The organism is Pedobacter folensis (genome assembly GCF_056490665.1).
Map to the genome: position 1 here is coordinate 1,612,333 of NZ_JBWJIF010000001.1, position 16,599 is coordinate 1,628,931.

At 40.3% G+C, this 16,599-nt stretch carries 12 protein-coding genes; 3 read left to right on the plus strand and 9 right to left on the minus strand.

Annotation, left to right across the window (positions count from 1 at the left end; translation table 11 throughout):
* Positions 1-64 precede the first annotated feature (64 nt).
* The 3 genes from AC04QZ_RS06340 to AC04QZ_RS06350 all read right to left on the minus strand — a co-directional run bounded on the left by AC04QZ_RS06340 (position 65) and on the right by AC04QZ_RS06350 (position 3,156).
* Positions 65-1,243 (minus strand): FecR family protein, encoded by a 1,179-nt coding sequence (locus AC04QZ_RS06340; RefSeq protein WP_478357047.1) that lies wholly within the window; start codon positions 1,241-1,243, stop codon positions 65-67.
* Between the two features lie 683 nt (positions 1,244-1,926).
* On the minus strand, positions 1,927-2,523 hold the full coding sequence (locus AC04QZ_RS06345; protein ID WP_086546975.1) for an RNA polymerase sigma factor: 597 nt from the start codon (positions 2,521-2,523) through the stop codon (positions 1,927-1,929).
* Between the two features lie 399 nt (positions 2,524-2,922).
* Positions 2,923-3,156, minus strand: coding sequence for a hypothetical protein (locus AC04QZ_RS06350; RefSeq protein WP_478357049.1), 234 nt, complete (start codon positions 3,154-3,156; stop codon positions 2,923-2,925).
* 209 nt (positions 3,157-3,365) lie between these two features.
* Here AC04QZ_RS06350 and AC04QZ_RS06355 point away from each other — a divergent pair, with 209 nt between their 5' ends.
* Entirely contained in the window at positions 3,366-4,319 is a 954-nt protein-coding gene (locus AC04QZ_RS06355) for an alpha/beta hydrolase (protein ID WP_478357050.1), read from the plus strand.
* Positions 4,320-4,337: 18 nt separating this feature from the next.
* Here the strand turns inward: AC04QZ_RS06355 and AC04QZ_RS06360 are convergent, their stop codons facing one another.
* The 4 genes from AC04QZ_RS06360 to AC04QZ_RS06375 form a co-directional block, all read right to left on the minus strand.
* Complete coding sequence (locus tag AC04QZ_RS06360; protein ID WP_478357051.1) at positions 4,338-5,048, minus strand: endonuclease/exonuclease/phosphatase family protein; 711 nt, start codon at positions 5,046-5,048, stop codon at positions 4,338-4,340.
* Positions 5,049-5,221: 173 nt separating this feature from the next.
* On the minus strand, positions 5,222-6,928 hold the full coding sequence (locus AC04QZ_RS06365; protein ID WP_478357052.1) for a RagB/SusD family nutrient uptake outer membrane protein: 1,707 nt from the start codon (positions 6,926-6,928) through the stop codon (positions 5,222-5,224).
* 7 nt (positions 6,929-6,935) lie between these two features.
* On the minus strand, positions 6,936-10,307 hold the full coding sequence (locus AC04QZ_RS06370; RefSeq protein ID WP_478357053.1) for a TonB-dependent receptor: 3,372 nt from the start codon (positions 10,305-10,307) through the stop codon (positions 6,936-6,938).
* Positions 10,308-10,362: 55 nt separating this feature from the next.
* Entirely contained in the window at positions 10,363-11,481 is a 1,119-nt protein-coding gene (locus AC04QZ_RS06375) for a FecR family protein (protein WP_478357054.1), read from the minus strand.
* 162 nt (positions 11,482-11,643) lie between these two features.
* Here AC04QZ_RS06375 and AC04QZ_RS06380 point away from each other — a divergent pair, with 162 nt between their 5' ends.
* Positions 11,644-12,306, plus strand: a complete 663-nt coding sequence (locus AC04QZ_RS06380; protein ID WP_478357055.1) for an RNA polymerase sigma-70 factor — start codon at positions 11,644-11,646, stop codon at positions 12,304-12,306.
* A 9-nt stretch (positions 12,307-12,315) separates the two neighbouring features.
* Here the strand turns inward: AC04QZ_RS06380 and AC04QZ_RS06385 are convergent, their stop codons facing one another.
* Positions 12,316-12,513, minus strand: coding sequence for a hypothetical protein (locus tag AC04QZ_RS06385; RefSeq protein WP_086546981.1), 198 nt, complete (start codon positions 12,511-12,513; stop codon positions 12,316-12,318).
* A gap of 279 nt (positions 12,514-12,792) precedes the next feature.
* Between AC04QZ_RS06385 and AC04QZ_RS06390 the strand changes: the two genes are divergently transcribed.
* Entirely contained in the window at positions 12,793-13,764 is a 972-nt protein-coding gene (locus AC04QZ_RS06390; RefSeq protein WP_478357056.1) for a Gfo/Idh/MocA family protein, read from the plus strand.
* Between the two features lie 403 nt (positions 13,765-14,167).
* Here the strand turns inward: AC04QZ_RS06390 and AC04QZ_RS06395 are convergent, their stop codons facing one another.
* Positions 14,168-16,561 (minus strand): glycoside hydrolase family 95 protein, encoded by a 2,394-nt coding sequence (locus AC04QZ_RS06395; RefSeq protein WP_478357057.1) that lies wholly within the window; start codon positions 16,559-16,561, stop codon positions 14,168-14,170.
* Positions 16,562-16,599: the final 38 nt, after the last annotated feature.

The following is a 16,599-nucleotide window of genomic DNA, read 5'->3' on the forward strand; positions in this document are numbered from 1 at the left end:
CAACATCCGGTCAGAGGTGCGCTAACACCTTTGGCCATTTTTTGGTTTACCACAGTTGTCGCCATTATTTCGTCACAATTACCCTCCTTCCCTCTATTTTAAAATGTACGTCGCCGTTAAACTCTATGATTTTCAATAAGGAAGATATATTTTTAGCACGCGATACTTTGCCCGCGTAAACATTATTTGGATCGGGTTTAGTTTGATAAACGACATCAACATCATACCATTTAGCCACCTTTGCCATAATGGTTTCGAGGTTATCATCAAATTTGAAATAACCATTTTTCCATGCCACCACATCTTCCATATCGATATCATTGATTACGGTAATTCTCCCTGCGTTCACCTGGGCCTGTTCTCCCGGAACAAGTAGCTTGCTTACTTTTCCATCCGAAATTTTTACTGAACCTTCTAAAAGCGTTGTTTTAATGAGTTTGTCTTCTGCATAGGCCATCACATTAAAGTGTGTACCTAATACTTCAACCACCTGACTACCCGCATGCACTTTAAAAGGCATCTTCGCGTTATGCGCAACCTCGAAATAGGCTTCACCAGAAATTTTTACCTCCCTTTCGTTCCCGATAAAGTGTAATGGATAGGTTATACTCGATAGGGCGTTTAACCAAACTTTAGAATGGTCCGGAAGAATGACCTGCCATTGTCCGCCTACGGGCACCTCTATCGTATTAAACTCTGGTTTTAACCCTTTTGATGCGTTATTGCCCGTTGCTTCATAAACCAGCTGACCGTTGGCTGTTTTAGAAATCCGAATTCCGGTTTGACTGGCGATCTGGCCGTTAGTTAAACCGGATAAACTGATCTTTTTACCATTTGCAAGCGTTAAAATTGCCTTATTACTCCCCGGAGCCACATCGTTAGCCTTGGCCACAACGAGGTTATTTTGATCTGTTTTTTGTACCCCTGATCTAAAATAAAACAAGGAACCAATGGCCAGCAGCATGGCCGCAGCTATTGCAAATGTTTTTAACCATTGATTTGGATAAAGCCTTATTGCTGGAGTTGATTCTGATTTGATGCTGTCGCTAATCCGCAATAACATCTTCCGCTCGGTTTCCGAACGTTCATCAACCGACATGTGATCTGTATAACCTTCATTCGAAGACTGGTTTTCGTACCAAAGTTCAATTTCCTGGATTTCGGCGGGTGTAGCCTCTCCATTTTTGAACCTGGTCATAATTTCCAGCAAATGCTCATCGAACGTGTTTTGATTTTTGCTCATATAACAGTATTCGGAGCAAAAGCAAAAAGGTTCTACAGGAAACTAAAATAAATTCAAAATAAAATACAACAAACTGATTTACAACACAATAAATTTAATTAAAACTGAATCACTAAGGAGTCAGCGTCCATAAATTTATGTAACGAATAAATTTGCTATTAAAAAGAGGGCATATCATAAAGCCGATTTCAGCCCATATGCTATCATGTTGTCCAAAGGACTGTCCAAACACCTTAAAGCATATTTAAACAGGTCATTCGTCAGGCTATCAATGATTTTATTTTATAAACAATTATTAATCATCACTTTAAACACTTCTTATTTCCATCCAGCCAGGCCATAGCACGGTATCCCCGTTCTACTTAAATCCGGCCTAACAAATTTTTCGGACTAAATTGTTCTGGCCACACAGCTGGCTTCAAAAGAAAAATTTTCAGCCGGCATTTTTTGTTTCTTTTTGATGCCAAAAAGAAAGAGCCATTCGGCGGCGGCGAGCCGAGGCAAGACCATGATGTATGGCAAAAGAAATCAATTATATATCACTAATATTGATTTTTATAAAATAAATTATCCCTCAGGATGACAGATCTACATTTATGATACAACCTCAAAAAATAAATTGCATAAACTAAAACCATTGCTCTGAGAGTACATGGTTTCCACTAACGGAAAGACCAATCAATTTATTTAGATAAAAAAAGCAAACAGGCAATCATCAGATAGGTTCTGCTGCCTTTAAACTCTTCTCTAAGGAAAAGCATGGCTTTATGAAGATGTTTTTTTACCGTGCTTACCGAAATCTCCGCACGCCGGGCAATCTCCTGGTGCGACAGTTCTTCAAATCTAAACATCATAAATACTTCCCTGCATTTTTCGGGTAATTTACTGCAGGCAGAAAGTATAAGTGTTTTAAACTCTTTGCTTTCCAACTGATGATCAGGCAATACCGGTGAAAGGTTTGTTTCTGCAATCAGGTTGTCGATATGTTTATAGTGTAGCTGTTGCAAACGATAGGTATCGATTACTTTAAACTTAAGCGCTGTTTTAAGATAAGCCTCCAGCGTAGATTTTGGATCTATCTCATTGCGGCGAAAATAGAGATTAACAAATATTTCCTGCACCACCTCTTCCGCATCTTCTTTCGAACGTAAGCGCTGGTATGCTGTATTGAGCAGAACTTCCCAATATCTGCGATAAATTTCAGTAAATGCGTTTTCATCACCTAACCTCAGTTGGGCAATTAAATCAGCGTCAGAAAATTTCTCATTAGTTTTCATCATGTTAAAAGCTAGCCACTTAAAAAATTATTTTTAATCCACTTTAATTTTATGAGGGGCGTTAAAGCAATTGTTTATTACACATGTTTTTGCATATAAAAAATTTTATTTGGTAGAAGTGATTAAAATTAGAACTTTTTATTTGTTTAGCAAAACTAAACTATGTTTATTATGATATAAATAAATTCCTGTTAATTTTTAGTTACCAAATTTTAATACCGGTTCTGATAAAAACTGGAAAGTATTTGAGAAAAAGAAAGGTAAGTAACAACTAATCAAAGGAATAACAAAACCACACAAAGCTTTACCAGCTCGTGCACAAAGTAATGACCGATACCAGATCATCGGATCGGAAACGTGAGGTAAACCGTAAAATTGAATATTAAAAAAGGTATGTCAGGCTTATAGATTATTTACTTCAAAGCCACGATAGCTAAGCATTTCGGCATTATGCGAAACAATCAGACGAAGTTTTAATCTTTCTATGATTGCTCTAGCTTGCGCAATATTTCTTTGCATATCGTTTATTCCCCTGATTTCTATTCCACCCGACATGAGTTTAAATTTGCTGGGCTCAAACTGATCAATAAACTGCTGTAGATCCGGACTCACTTTTACCTGATTATTTTGCATCATTAATTCTTTTGCCACAAAGCAAGACAAAGCATTTTAACTTATCAGCGCATTCATATTAACTTATTAAGAAATTAGTATTTTACGCTAAAAGAAATTACGGTCATTGAATATCATGTATTTAATTGCACTTGAACTGAAAATGCAATAAATTAGCTTAGCAATTAAAGCCGGCCCGATTGGCCCGTAGCGAACCTCTTCCTAAAAAACAGATGATGCCCAATAACAAAGTATATCCGCTAAGCCTGCTGTTTCTGGCACTTTTATTCAGCTCCGTATCTGCAATAGCGCAAATTGTACTCAAGGATAAAAAATATCGTGTAGACACTAAAATATTCGCGCAAACTGATTCAGGCACACTAAAGTTAGATATTTATTACAGTGGTAAAATAACGGAAACTAAGCCAACAGTTCTTTTTGTATTTGGGGGAGGTTTTGTAATGGGCCGCAGAGATAGCAAGTTATTTGATCAATATTTTAATACTTTATTGTCGCATGGTTTTAAAGTGGTTTCTGTTGACTATAGACTTGGCCTTAAAGGAAAGAAATTTCCGAGTCCATTTAATACTTCTAATTTAAAAGCCGCTATTGATACCGCTACAACAGATGTTTTTGATGCAACAGCATACCTGATCAAAAATGCAAAAGAGCTCGGCATAGATACTGCAATGATCATCCTATCGGGATCAAGTGCGGGCGCAATTACGGCACTGCATGCCGACTATAACAAGCGGAATGCCACAGCCTTGTCGGTTAAACTTCCACCGCATTTTCAATACAAAGGTGTAATTTCTTTTGCAGGAGCCATATTAAGTTATCATGGTGCACCCAAATATGCCATCCCACCAGCACCTACCATGTTTTTTCATGGCACAACCGATAAACTTGTTCCCTATAATAAAGTGAGGTTGCTGAACCGGGGCTTTTTTGGCTCTAAGTATCTTGCACATACCTTCAGCAAAAACGGATATCCGTATTACTTTCAGTATGTACAAGGTATGGGGCACGAAATAGCAGGTACACCCATGGTGGAAAACCTGCCTGATATTTTGTGGTTTATTGAAAATTACATCGTTAAACAAAAACGATACTTTATGGAAGTAAACTTTAAAGATGCAGACAAAAAACCCAGCTTTAGCATACCTCCTGCTTTGAAAAAGAGGTAGCGTAAATGGAGTGATTCACTATTTTTTCAGTTCGAGCACCGCAACGATAGGCAAATGATCTGAAGCATATCGTTCAGGAATAACCTCGTGCGAAACCACTTGAAAAGGATTTCCCGTTTTAAAACCAATATGATCAATTGTTTTCCGTGGGTTGATCACAGGAATGGTAAAACCACAATCGCTACAGGTTCTGGTAAACTTCGAATCGAATATCTTGATGCTTTCTGAACCTGGATCGGCATTCAAATCACCTGCAACAATTAGTGGTAAGGTTTCCTGTGCGGTTAAGCGATTGATCTCTTTAGCCTGAAGGATACGGTTATCTTCCGGGCGTTGGGCATCAAGATGGGTAGAAGCAAAACGGATAAAAACGCCTTTGGCAATTTCGGCAGTTGCAATGGCTAAAACCCTTTGTTCTGCTTTGGCATCGTTATTTTTAGGCAACATAAAAGTTTGTTGTGCAGATAAAGGAAAACGTGATAAAATGGCTACGCCATAGTCGCCCCCATCATGATCAATTGCTTTACCAAAATAAAAATTCATCTTTAATTTAGTTGCCAATACCACGGCCTGGTTAATACTTCCTGATCTTTTGGTATTTACATCTACTTCCTGTAAAGCCACCAGATCTGGTTTTTGCTGTGCTATCGCTTTGGCAATGGCATCAACATCAATAAGGCCTTCTTTCTCTTTTGATGGCGGATTGCAATGGTGAAGGTTATAAGACATTACGCGCAGTACATTACTGTGCTTTGATTCAGCTTGTTTGCTAATCTTGGGTGAACATGCGCCCAAAAGGCAAATGCTTAATATTAAAAAAGAGTATAATTTCATGTCGGTTAAATTAATAAATAAAAAGAGGCCGTATCATAAAATTTTAATGACACAGCCTCTTATATTAGCTACCAGCCTGGGTTTTGCCCCAGTACCGGATTACGCTGTAATTGGGTAATTGGAATTGGCCAGAGATAATTTTTAGGCGCAACAAATTTTCTACCGGTGTTTACCACAAAATAGCCATTGGCATCTGTTGCAATGGTCGCTACATATTGCTGATTAAAGCTTTCAACCAAACTTTTCTTCATGCCCTTTACATCCTGGGCCAATAAATTGCCTTGTTTCCAGCGGAGGATATCGTAATAACGCTGTCCTTCAAGCGCCAGTTCAACCCTTCTTTCGCGTCTGATTTCGGTTCTTAAATCCAATCCGGCCGCTGCAAGTTCGGTTATTACCATTCTCTTCATCCCCACACGATCGCGCAATTTATTAATGGTATTATCAATATCGGTTTGGGTAAGTGTACCTTGCTCCATCCTGGCCTCTGCAAAAGTAAGCAGCACTTCAGCATAACGGATATGATGGATATCGTTCGAATCCTGGCTTACCGTACCTACAGCAGCAACTTCTACGTATTTGCTAAAGTAAAATCCGGTTCCGGTTATACAACCCTTTTTATCGGCGTTCCATTTAGGCGTATTAAATATCGGATTTGTAGTGGCATCGGCATCACCATCATCTTGTCCACCCCAGGCCCAACCTGGTGTTAATATCGTTTGGTTCATGCGTGGATCCCTATTTTTAAAGATATCGGCATAAGTGCTTTCGCTATACAACGGTGATTTATCAATCGGAAGTCCATCGATACATAAATAAGCATCAACCAAGGATTTGGTTGGCGAGTAGCGACTCGTTTGATCGGGTACCTGGATTTCGCGACTGGTGTTGTGCACACTTACGCCGGCAACATTCGGTCTGGCTAAAATGGTTTCTTTGTTGGCACCCGCGGCTAATTTTCCTTTGTAGGTAAAAAGGTCGTTATAACATTTGGCTGTACCACCAGCAGTATATAGCTGATAAACATTCAGGTCCATTACTGATTTAGCGGCAGCTTCGGCAATGCTCCATTTCTCAAAAAAGAGTGCTACCCTGGCTTTCCAGGCAAATGCGGCCCCTTTGGTAATACGGCCAAGATCTGTAGCAGTATAAGCAGTTGGAAGGCCGGCCGCTGCAGCATCTAAATCTGCAAAAACAAATTCGAGCACTTCTGCCCTTTTATTACGCGGACCAAATACTTCTTCATCACCAATATCGAGTGTTTTGGAGAGTAACGGCACATCGCCGAAAAGGAAGATCAGATAAGTATACATAAAAGCCCTCAAAAACCTTACTTCGCCTGCATACTGCGCCAAAGCAGTGGCACTGATATTGGTGGCTTTGGTATAATTTTCGAGAAAATGGTTACAACGCCTGATGGCCGCATATAAATTTACCCATTCGGAGTTTAAGGTACCGGAGGTAAAATCGTAATTACCTGCAGAAATGGCCTGATATTCTGAATTAGGCGGGTAAATGGTATTGTCGCCCATGTTTTCCATGGCGATGGTATTATTGTTTCTTAAATTGCTGTAACAGGCATTCGCAGCCAGCTTTAATTGTTCTTCCGTTTTCCAGAAGCTAATATCGGTTACCGAATCCAGCGGTTCGCGGTCAAGAAATCCTTTTTTACAACTGGCTAAGAAAAAGGATGGAATCAGCGCAGCGCCGCCCAACAGACCCGTTGCTTTTAGAAATGATCTGCGGCTGTTGATATATTGATTTTGATTTTTCATGGGTGGTTTATTTTAACTTAATCGAAAGACCGAAAATGAATGTTTTAACCTGAGGATATAATCCGCCACTGGTTGCCTGCGATTCGGGATCGTAAGCATAAAAGAAGTTGGTGTCGGTAAACAAGTTATCAGCCGAAGCGTAAACCCTTAGCCTATCTATATGAATTTTCTGCAAGAAATTTCCAGGGATAGTATAACCCAGCTGTAGATTTTTCACCCTTAAATAAGCTGCATCCTGTAACCAATAATCGGCCAATCTTCCGGTGTTTCGGGTATCTTTATATACGAAACGTGGGTATGAACCTCCAGTATTTTGTGGTGTCCACCTGTCCATGTGCACTTCCTGAGGAAATGCAGCATCGGCATTATAAGCATGTAAGCCCACTCCGGTAATGTAGCCATTTGCCATGCCTACTCCTTGTAAAAACACACTCAGATCAAAATTATGATAGGCCGCATCTAACCTGAAAGAATAATTATACCTGGGATAAGCATCACCGATTACTTCGCGGTCTAAATCGGCACTAATCAAACCATCGCCATTTAAATCACGGTATTTAAGGTCGCCTGGGGCTACTTTACCCGCATCTGCAGCAAAGATTGGGAACTTCGGCACGTATTTGCCCGCAGCATCTTTGGTAAAATCAGCCTCCTGAGCTAATCCATCTGTGCGGTAACCATAAAAAGCATCAAGCGGTTGCCCCACCTGACGGATCCTGTCGCCAATGGTTGGTGGAACACCGCCCAAATCGGTAACGGTATTTTTGATATCAAAAAACTGCCCGGTTATGCCATATTTAAAGTTTCCGATCTTATCGTTCCAACCCAAACTCAATTCATATCCTTTGTTTGATATGGCTCCTGCATTCTGATCAGGAACAGTAAGGCCAATCACGTCAGGTTGTGGCACTTTAAGTTGAATATCTACCGTTTTTTTGTTAAAAATATCTCCGGTAAAAGTAAGCCGGTTATTAAAAAAAGCCAGGTCCATACCCACATTGAGCATCGTGGCTTTTTCCCATCTTAACAAGGGATTAGAGAGTATCGTTTGTGCAAAACCAGTAGTCAGGATATTACCTATTGGCATGGTCCCCACACTGGTTAACACTTTAATATATGGATACCACTCAGAATAAGCTGGTCCGTCTGCTCCGTATTGATTACCTAATGAACCATAGGAGGCGCGGATTTTACCATCGCTAAACCAGTCGCGGCTATTGTCTTTTATAAAACTCTCTTCACTAAACCGCCAACCTGCAGAAACTGAAGGGAACACGCCCCATTTTTTTCCAGGTGCATATCGCGAAGACCCATCGTAGCGCATATTAAATTCTACCAGGTATTTTCCGGCATAATCGTAATTAACCCTCGAAAAAAGTGACTGTAAGGCATATTGATAAGCATCTCCGGTTGCCGTTGGATTTAGTGATCCAATATTCAACACCGGTACATCATCACTAACCAGATTGGTTTTAGCAGCCGTAAAAGCATCAAAACGGTAAGTTTCTTGCTGATAACCCCCAAGCAGTTTTATGTGGTGTTCGCCTAAATTAAGGGTATAATCCGCCTGCATGGAGAAATTTTGCAAGGTCGTAGTCGTGGCAACTTCCCTCAGCGAATTGTTCGGACTGGTGGTGTAAATAATGGCATTGGTGGCTGGATTGAAATAATCGATCCTTCGGTTAAATGTCCTTCTTTTTTGAGAACTGGCAATTAAACCATACTGCGATTTGATATCCAAACCTTTTAGTACATGCAGGGTTCCGGTAATGTTGGAGGTAAATTCTTTAGAGAAAAAGTTATTGAAACCACCATCAGTAGCAATAGCCAAAGGATTACTGGATCCACCGCCGTAACCCCAGGTCCCCGTAGTAAAGCGTACAGGTGTTAATGGCGAGCTGGTAAATGCCGTATAAATAGCACCTCCGCCGCCTTCCGTATCGGCAGCAGGCTGGTTTTGGTTACGGTCTAAATAGCCCAGATTCACATCGACATCCAGCAGGGAAAGGAGCTTTAATGCTGACAGCTTTATCCTGGCATTGTTTTTTGCAAACTTATATTGATCGCCTGCAATCAGGCCATCCTGGTTTTCTCTTCCATAAGAAAAATAATAATTAAAATCGCTGCTTCCTCCCTGTACGTTAATGCTGTGGTTCTGTTGTGGAGCATAATCTTTTATCAATGCGTCTGTCCAGTTGGTGTTGGCAAAATAATTAGGATCAGAACCATTCCGCGCGACCTCAATCTGTGCATCTGTGTACGATTTTGGAAGGCCTGCATTGATCTGTGCTTCGCCAAGCAGTGTCATGTAATCAACCGAACCTAACATTTTAGGCAAACGGGTAGGTGTTTGAAAACCATAATAACCGTTATATGAAATAATGGCCTTCTGATTAAACTTACCTTTTTTTGTGGTCACTAAAATTACACCGTTTGCTGCTCTGGAGCCATATATTGATGAAGATGCGGCATCTTTAAGCACGGTTACGCTTTCAATATCATCAGGATTAATCCAGTTCATATCGCCTGGTACACCATCAATCAGCACAAAAGGATTTGGATTATTGGTGGTTCCTGTTCCTCTTATCCTTAATGCCGAATGTGTAGCGCCTGGTTGTCCGCTACCGCCAATAGTGGTCAGCCCGGTAATGGTACCTTGCAAGCCTGTAGAAACTGCAGTAATAGGCCGGTCTGCCAGTACCTTGGCGTCAACCTGCGATATGGCTCCCGTTACATTTGCTTTGCGCTGCGTTCCATAACCTACTATAACCACATCATTCAGCCCAACAGTTGACGGTTTTAAACTGATGCTATAAGTGGTTTGATTTCCAATGGTGAAGTTATAGTCCTCATAACCTACCATCCGCACTTTTATTTTATCGCCAGGAAAAGCTACAATGCTAAATCGGCCCATATCATCAGATGACACTGCTTTTTTAGAACTTTCGTTTACGATACTTGCTCCAGGTATTCCCGTTCCGGTTTCATCGGTAACAGTTCCCTTAATATCAAGTTTTTGCGGTAGGGCTTTTTTGGTAATGACTATGGTATGCTGTTCTATGGCGTAACTAAGCGGCAGGTTTTCAAGACTTTTGTCCATTACCTGCTGAATGGTCATATCTTTTACAGTAACATTGAAAGTTCCGGCCTCACCGATCATTTCGTTGTTGTATAAAAAGTCATATCCGCTCTGCTTTTTAATTTCCTGAAAAATTTCTTTCAATGAAGCTCCTTTTAGCGAGAAGTTTATCTTCTGCGCATAAAGGGATGCTCTTACCTGGACGCAGAAGATTAATAGTACGGCTATCGTTAGTCGCATCACCTTAAGTGGCTGAAACATGGAACTTAGCCTGGTTCTTTTTAAATAAAAAAAATTCATTTTGTATGGTCTGTTTAGTGGGTGGTTAATCCGTTTTGTTGTTTAGGGCAAAAATTTAGTTGATAACAGTTACCCTCCTTTCTGCAATATTGAATTTTACCGTTCCTGTAAGACTGAGCACTTTTAGTACCTCAGAAATATCTTTAAACTTCGAAACCGAACCTGTATATGATAATTTGCGGTTATGGGTATTGTATACAATATCGATGTCGTACCATCTCGAAATTTTGCGCATTACTGATGATAAATTTTCTTCATTAAACACGAAATAGCCATTCTTCCAGGCCATGGTCTGCTCTATATCGGCTTTATTCACCGTAAACTTGTTTTCATATAAAACCCCTTCTTCACCAGGTTTAAGATAGGTAACTGCTGAAGCTGATGTAAGCATCACTTTTCCTTCCAATAGCGTTGTTTTGATAAAAGCTTCGTCTTTATAGGCCATCATATTAAAATGTGTACCGAGTACCTTTAGCTTCATATCCTGTGCTTTTACATAAAAAGGCATTTGTTTATTCTTGGCTACTTCAAAATAGGCCTCGCCATCGAGCTCTACCTCACGACTGTTGCCAGTAAACCGCGTTGGAAAGCGAATGGAACTAGCGGCGTTTAACCAAACTTTAGATCCGTCAGGAAGCACCAAAGCATATTGCCCTCCTCTTGGAATTGATACTGTATTCAGTACCACTTCTTCTGATGCATCGGAAATAACATCATAAGCCAATGTTCCATCAGCGGTTTTATTGATGGCAGTACCACTTTCGGAAGCTATTTGTCCCTGAGCCGCATTATTGAGTACAATCTGTTGTCCGTTACCAAGTGTGAGTATGGCTTTATCTGAACCAGGTTTGATTGTTTTTGCATGGTTTAATACCACCGCATGCTGCTTACTTTTAGGGTTAGTATTGAAATAAAAAACTGCCGAGACAATAAAAATCAATATTGCAGCTGCTGCAGCGATCTTCGTAAACAATGTAAATGGTTTAACACGCCTGCTTTCACCAGCCCTTTCCATGACCTGTAAGAACAGGCGTTCGGCTTGCTCGCCACCCGGCTTTGTACTTTCAATCAGTTCGAAATCATCTTCATAAGCATTTAAGCTTTCTATTTCTTCTGGTGTACACTTTCCCTGAAGTGATTTTTGATAGAGAATAATATATTCCTGTTTTGTCATGCGAAGCGCTTTTCATCATAGAGCCATAACTCCGCCCACACACACCTATTTTTCTCAAAAAAAATATTTAACCAGCCTAACCTGGTAAAGAATTAAGGTATCGTTCAAAATATTTATATTAGCTTAACAAATTCTTTATCTTGATCAATGAACTTTGCATAAATGAAACCTATCCATCCAGCGGCAGACGAGTGCGAATTATGGGAGGCCATTAAATTCGGGAATCAAAAAGCATTTAAAATATTATTTGACCGGTACTTTCCTACTTTGATGGCTACTGCCTCGCACTATTTGCAGGATGAGCAGGCATGCGAAAACATAGTGCAGGATATTTTTCTCAATATATGGCTCAAAAGAGATGTGCTCGAGATCAGGGATTTTAAAAGTTACCTTAAAGCCGCAGCAAGGTATCATGTGTATAAGGTCATCAGAAGTAAAAAGTTAGCCGGAAGTGTAATTTTTACCGATGAAAATCTGGAAAACGAATCGGCTTATGCCATTAATAACGCTGAGGAATGGCTCAATGTATCGGCACTAAAAACACAGGTTAGCGGATATTTACGGATGTTACCTAAACGCTGCAGGGAAATTTTCTTAATGAGCAGGGAAGAAAATTTAACAAATGGAGAAATTGCAGAGAAACTTAATATTTCTAAACGGAGCGTCGAGAATCAGATCACCGCAGCGCTTCATCACCTGAGGGTTAATCTCAAAAACTATCTCTTTATGAGTGGATTGGTTTATTTTTATGCGGCACAAAATCCTTCAACAGAAAAAAATATTCATTTCCTTGTTGAATCGCTGTTGTTGTACCCGCTGATTTAGCTTAACGGATTAATTTTCGTGCTCACCGTCCTCCGCAGTCAGTATTCTTTCCATTTCTATCATCATCTGCTCGGCCAGGCGTTGTTTAGCCTGCAATTTCGACAAGTAAGCGTCAGCAAATGTGACTTCAAGTTCATCCATAATAAAGGCATATTTTGCTTTAAGTTCTATGAGATCAATCTGAAGCTTCCTGGAAAGATTTTGCATAGTACAAAGCTAAAAAAAGGGCGGCTATAATTGCAGGTTATGGTCTTATTTTTCTTTTTAAAAAAAAATACACCAAACAGACAATCCCGTTAAAACAATCTCCTAATTCTTTCGTTTATAAATTGATTCCGGCGTGGTTTCCGGAATAGATTTGTTTGGTTAGTTGATTAGGGATCACTCCCAAAGTGAATCCCTTTTCTTTTTTACAAAGCTTTCGATCTGCCGGGCATGGTTTCCAGACAATATTTTCTAAATTCAGCCTTTCAAATCGATAATACAATGGAAGAAATCAGATGGGGCATTATTGGCTGTGGTGACGTGACTGAAGTAAAAAGCGGACCAGCTTTTAATAAGGTAAACAATGCTAAGCTGGTTGCGGTAATGCGCCGTGATGGTGAGAAGGCTGCTGACTATGCCAGGCGACATCAGGTGCCTAAATGGTATGATGATGCTACTCAATTGATTAACGATCCGGAGGTTAATGCCATTTACATTGCTACCCCACCCCTGCAGCATGAGGCTTACACCATTGAAGCCTTAAAAGCCGGCAAGCCGGTATATGTAGAAAAACCCATGACTTTAGATGCGGATGCGGCTCAGCGCATGACTGATGCGGCTAACCAGTTCAACGTAAAACTTTCCGTAGCCCATTACCGTCGTGCCCAACCCATGTTCTTAAAAGTTAAAGAACTATTGGCTGCACACAGCATTGGCGATATCCGTTTAGTCCGGTTAAAAATGCTCCAGTCGCCCAACCCTGCGTTGATTGCCAAAACAGCCGATAACTGGCGGATTAACCCAGCCATTTCTGGTGGAGGTTTATTTCATGATCTGGCTCCGCATCAATTAGACCTGATGACTTATTATTTCGGTGCCGTCAAAAATGCGATGGGTATTGCTACCAGGCAGCAGGAAAACACCGAGGTTGATGACCTGGTGGCAGGAAATATCCTTTTCGAAAATGGCATTGTTTTCAGCGGTACCTGGTGTTTCTTAGTCGCTCCACAAGATCAAGCCGATATTTGCGTGATTTATGGTTCAAAAGGCCACATCAGTTTCCCCATGTTTGGCAATAAAATTACGGTTACTACCGATCAGACAGCAGAATTTGTATTTGAACCTTTGCAGCATGTGCAGCAACCCATGATTGAAAAAGTTGTTGATTACTTTTTAGGCAAAGGACAAAATCCGTGTAGTGGCGAAGATGCCTTAATTACAATGAAGTTAATGGACGATTTTACGCGGAAGTAAGCGCTATGATGCTATGGAAAAGGAAATAAATGGCTGAACTAACACTTCATTTTTGGAATTTGCAAGACACAAAAAGGTATTAACCACATAAGAAAGGTAAGAAAATATAAGACCTCTGAGCTTATATGATCCTTCTACCTCTTATATGGTTTAATTAATAATTCTTCGGTTTGCTCAGGACTAAGCACACCATCATCCATCATCCATCTTACATTTTCCATCATACCAGATCCTTCGACTCCGTTCAGGTTGACAATCGCTAAATATAAAATTCATTACCATATAAGAAATGTAAGAAAATATAAGCCCCTTGAGCTTATATGATCCTTCTACCTCTTATATGGTTTAATTAATAATTCTTAGGTTCCAAATAAAAATAACCTTTTGATGATCTAAATTCTTTTTAAAATTTCACTTCGTAACTTTTACCTGCCAGGGTTTTAATTTCTTTAAATTGGTTATGGTATTTAACCTTACAAACACCACCTTTAGGAGCGAAAATTTTTGCACCAGTTAATTTTCCATCGTTCCAATTCATATCTACTACAAAATTGCCCCTAGTTACGAAACCTTTAACCGATCCTGTTTTCCACTCTACAGGAAGTGCGGGTAACAATTCGACATAGCCCTGGTGGCTTTGCAATAACATTTCTGAAATACCGGCGCCACCCCCAAAGTTTCCGTCAATCTGAAATGGCGGATGTGCGCCAAATAAATTGGCATAAATACCGCCGCCACCGTATTTCACTGTAGCATCTTTACCTACAAAACGCATTAATTTTTTCACCGCATCGTAAGCACGTTCTCCATTTTGCATTCTGGCCCATAAATTTATCCGCCAGGTAATTGCCCAGCCTGTACCTTCGTTTGTACGCAGTTCAAGCGATTTACGTACCGCATCGGCTAGCTTTGGTGTTTCTGAACTGGTGATACTATAACCGGGATATGCCGAAAATAAATGCGATAAATGGCGGTGATGTGGTTCTCTGTCTTTCCAGTCGTGGTACCATTCCTGTAAATTTCCGGCTTTGCCAATCTGATATGGATAAAGTTTAGCCATTGCCGCCTTTACTTTGGCTTGCATCGCTACATCAAGCTTTAATATTGCTGCAGTTTTTAAATAATCGGCAAATAACTCCCTGATCATCGCCATATCTGCAGTACTACCATACAAAGTTTGACCAACGTAACCTTTATCGGTGATGTAAACATTCTCAGGTGAAGTTGATGGTGCCGTTACCAGGTAGCCTTTAGGATCAGCCGTTAAAAAATCTAAACAAAACTGTACTGATCCTTTGATTAAGGGATATGCCTGCTTTTTAAGAAAGGCCTCATCTTTGGTGAAGGCATAATGTTCCCATAAGTGGGTACTTAACCAGGTGCCTCCCATTGGCCAGTTGGCCCAGCAGGGGTCGCCTTCTCCGCTATCGCCCACAGGGTTAGTCATTGCCCACATATTACTGTTGTGGTGGCATACCCAGCCGCCAGCACCATAAAAGTTTTTTGCTGTTATGGCTCCGGGTTTAGCCAATCTGTCTATAAAGTCTAACAGGGGTTGGTGCATTTCCGAAAGATTTGCAGCCTCTGCTCCCCAATAGTTCATTTGTGCATTAATGTTCGTGGTGTAATTACTGCTCCAAGGTGGACGCACAGATTCGTTCCAGATGCCCTGTAAATTAGCAGGAAGGCCACCTGAACGGGAAGAACTGATTAATAAATACCTGCTGTATTGATAAAAAAGGGCAATTAAACTGTTATCGGTTTTACCTGTGGCAAATCGATTGAGCCTGTCTATTGTGGATAATTTTTCATTTTCAGTATCGCCCAATTGTATGGCAACACGGTCAAAATATTTCCTGAAATCGTTAAGATGCGCCGTTTTTAAACTTGGATAACTTTTGTTTAACACGCTATTGAGATAAGCCGCAGCAATAGTATTTTCAGCTTTGCCTGCTAAGCCTGGGTTTTTATCAATACCATTATAACTGGTCGCCATAGAAAGCGCCAATATTACTTCGGTAGCGCCATTAACACTTAAAGTTGTATCCGTTAAATTTTGTTTCCCATCTGTTTTTAAAACCTTTAACATCGATACAAAGCGCATCGCATTTGTGGTATCGTTTACAATTGCATTGGCAATATTTCCTCTGTAATTCGGTTCGGTATGCACAGGTGCCCAACCTTTCATCATCAACATACCCGATTTAACCAAACTCCTGGCCAGCAGTTTACTATTGAAATTACACGAAAAGCTAAGTTTATCTTTCCCAGTTGCAGTTAATTTAAATATAATCAGCTGATTGGGATGAGAGGCAAAGGTTTCGCGGGTATAAGTGGTATGGTTAATCTGGTAACTTACTTTTGATACCGCATTTTGAATATCCAGCTCCCGTTTATAGTTAGTGGCATCGCCTGCGTGATCGAATTTAAAAAACAGATTACCAAGGGGCATAAAAGCTTCTGAGTAAGGCCCCTGCATAAAATGAGCAAGTGAATCGGCCGCTTTATAATCTTCCGAAAAAAGTGCTGTTCTGATAGGTCCCAAATAATTTTTGGCATTGGGATTTATTTTTGCGGCATCAATCGGTCCACCCGACCATAAAGTGGCTTCGTTTAATGATATCTGTTCTTTAGCGATACCACCATATACCATAGCGCCCAAACGCCCGTTGCCCAAAGGCAGGGCTTCTTCAAATTGCGTTGCCGGTTTGGTATACCACAATTTTAGGGCATTATTTTCCTGAGCTAAAACAAAGGTAGCAATACAACAAAAAAATGTTGTCAAAAAAAATCTCATCTTAATTGGATTAGGATATAACATATGGCGTAAATAAA

Excerpts from the sequence above, each read along its gene's own strand:
- AC04QZ_RS06340 (WP_478357047.1), bottom strand. The coding sequence starts at position 1,243 with ATGAGCAAAAATCAAAACACGTTCGATGAGCATTTGCTGGAAATTATG.
- AC04QZ_RS06345 (WP_086546975.1), bottom strand. The coding sequence starts at position 2,523 with ATGATGAAAACTAATGAGAAATTTTCTGACGCTGATTTAATTGCCCAA.
- AC04QZ_RS06350 (WP_478357049.1), bottom strand. The coding sequence starts at position 3,156 with ATGATGCAAAATAATCAGGTAAAAGTGAGTCCGGATCTACAGCAGTTT.
- AC04QZ_RS06355 (WP_478357050.1), top strand. The coding sequence starts at position 3,366 with ATGATGCCCAATAACAAAGTATATCCGCTAAGCCTGCTGTTTCTGGCA.
- AC04QZ_RS06360 (WP_478357051.1), bottom strand. The coding sequence starts at position 5,048 with ATGTCTTATAACCTTCACCATTGCAATCCGCCATCAAAAGAGAAAGAA.
- AC04QZ_RS06365 (WP_478357052.1), bottom strand. The coding sequence starts at position 6,928 with ATGAAAAATCAAAATCAATATATCAACAGCCGCAGATCATTTCTAAAA.
- AC04QZ_RS06370 (WP_478357053.1), bottom strand. The coding sequence starts at position 10,307 with ATGAATTTTTTTTATTTAAAAAGAACCAGGCTAAGTTCCATGTTTCAG.
- AC04QZ_RS06375 (WP_478357054.1), bottom strand. The coding sequence starts at position 11,481 with ATGACAAAACAGGAATATATTATTCTCTATCAAAAATCACTTCAGGGA.
- AC04QZ_RS06380 (WP_478357055.1), top strand. The coding sequence starts at position 11,644 with ATGAAACCTATCCATCCAGCGGCAGACGAGTGCGAATTATGGGAGGCC.
- AC04QZ_RS06385 (WP_086546981.1), bottom strand. The coding sequence starts at position 12,513 with ATGCAAAATCTTTCCAGGAAGCTTCAGATTGATCTCATAGAACTTAAA.
- AC04QZ_RS06390 (WP_478357056.1), top strand. The coding sequence starts at position 12,793 with ATGGAAGAAATCAGATGGGGCATTATTGGCTGTGGTGACGTGACTGAA.
- AC04QZ_RS06395 (WP_478357057.1), bottom strand. The coding sequence starts at position 16,561 with ATGAGATTTTTTTTGACAACATTTTTTTGTTGTATTGCTACCTTTGTT.